Origin of the sequence: Alteromonas sp. IB21, assembly GCF_016405965.1 — a bacterium.
Classification (GTDB): Bacteria; Pseudomonadota; Gammaproteobacteria; order Enterobacterales; family Alteromonadaceae; genus Alteromonas.
Window position 1 is genome coordinate 1 of record NZ_JAEFCD010000064.1, and the last position, 1173, is coordinate 1173.

The window sequence follows — 1173 nt, forward strand, 5'->3', positions numbered from 1 at the left end:
AACGCGCTAGCTTTTCCCATTGGTTCAAGCAGTATTGTATCGCTTCGCCTAATTTGGTTTTCGGTAACACTTGTTGAACTGATTTCATTAGCCATGCGTGAAGCTGATTGAGCAACGGTAGGCTCTTTTCTTGTCTGGTAAGGTAGCGCACTTTCACCGTTTTATCTTTTAACTGGGTTTCGATGCGGTAGAGCTTTTGGATGTGATTGAGCGCCCAATCTGCTTTGCCACTGCCTTTCTTTCCTGCACCTTTTTTGGCTTCGATAAACTTACGGCGTGCATGTGCCCAACAACCAATGAGTGTGGCTTGCGTTTGCTCATAGCCTTGATAGCCATCTACTTGCAGGTAGCCGTTATAGCCATCAAGGAAGTCTACTGCGCATTGCCCAGCGCGACTATTGTGGTAGTCGTACAACACGATATTAAGTATCTCTGCATCGGGTATATTACCGTTAGGAGAGTCTGCGCCACTGGCGTACAGCCACATATAGCTGGTCGCTTTTTCAGACTCAATAACCTTTAGTGTGGTTTCATCCGCCGCGATAACAAGTTGCTTTAACAGGTGTTGATGAAGCTGCTCATAAAGCGGTTTAAACAACTCAGCACAGCGGATTATCCAGTCCGCCATCGTCTTACGGCTTAATTCAATACCGTGCTGTTTGAACATCGCTTCTTGTCGATAAAGCGGTAACCCATACTGATATTTGCTGGTGATGATTTGACTTAACAAGCTTGGCGTTGCGTAGCCTTTTGGGATCACGCTGTGAGGTACGGGCGCTTGTTTAATCGTGTTGCTGATACCGTCCTTTTCACAGGTACGGCACGCATATTTAGGGCGAACATGCTCTATCACTTTAACCTGTGCAGGAATAAACTGAAGCTTCTCTGACTTATCTTCACCAATGCGATGTAATTCGCCCGCACAACAGCCACAGATTTTTTCTTCGTCGCTAATATCGTGAACGATAACTTCACGAGGCAGGTCTTTAGGTAGCGGTTTACGTGTGGGCTTTTTGCGGGTATAGCTAATCGTTTCTTCGGCTGTTTCAGATTCAACAACCAGTTCTTCCGCTTCATTGAACAACTCACCTTGCCCAGGGTGGCCTTCGGTGCTTTTACCGAACTGCTTGTGCTGGGCAACACGGAACTGTTCTTCTAAATAGGCAATCCGCG

1 protein-coding gene is annotated in these 1173 nt (G+C 46.6%); it reads right to left on the bottom strand.

What is annotated here, in order from left to right; genetic code table 11:
• A partial coding sequence (tnpC, locus tag JC525_RS19715) for an IS66 family transposase (protein ID WP_198817848.1) occupies positions 1-1173 on the bottom strand: 1173 nt, incomplete at both ends.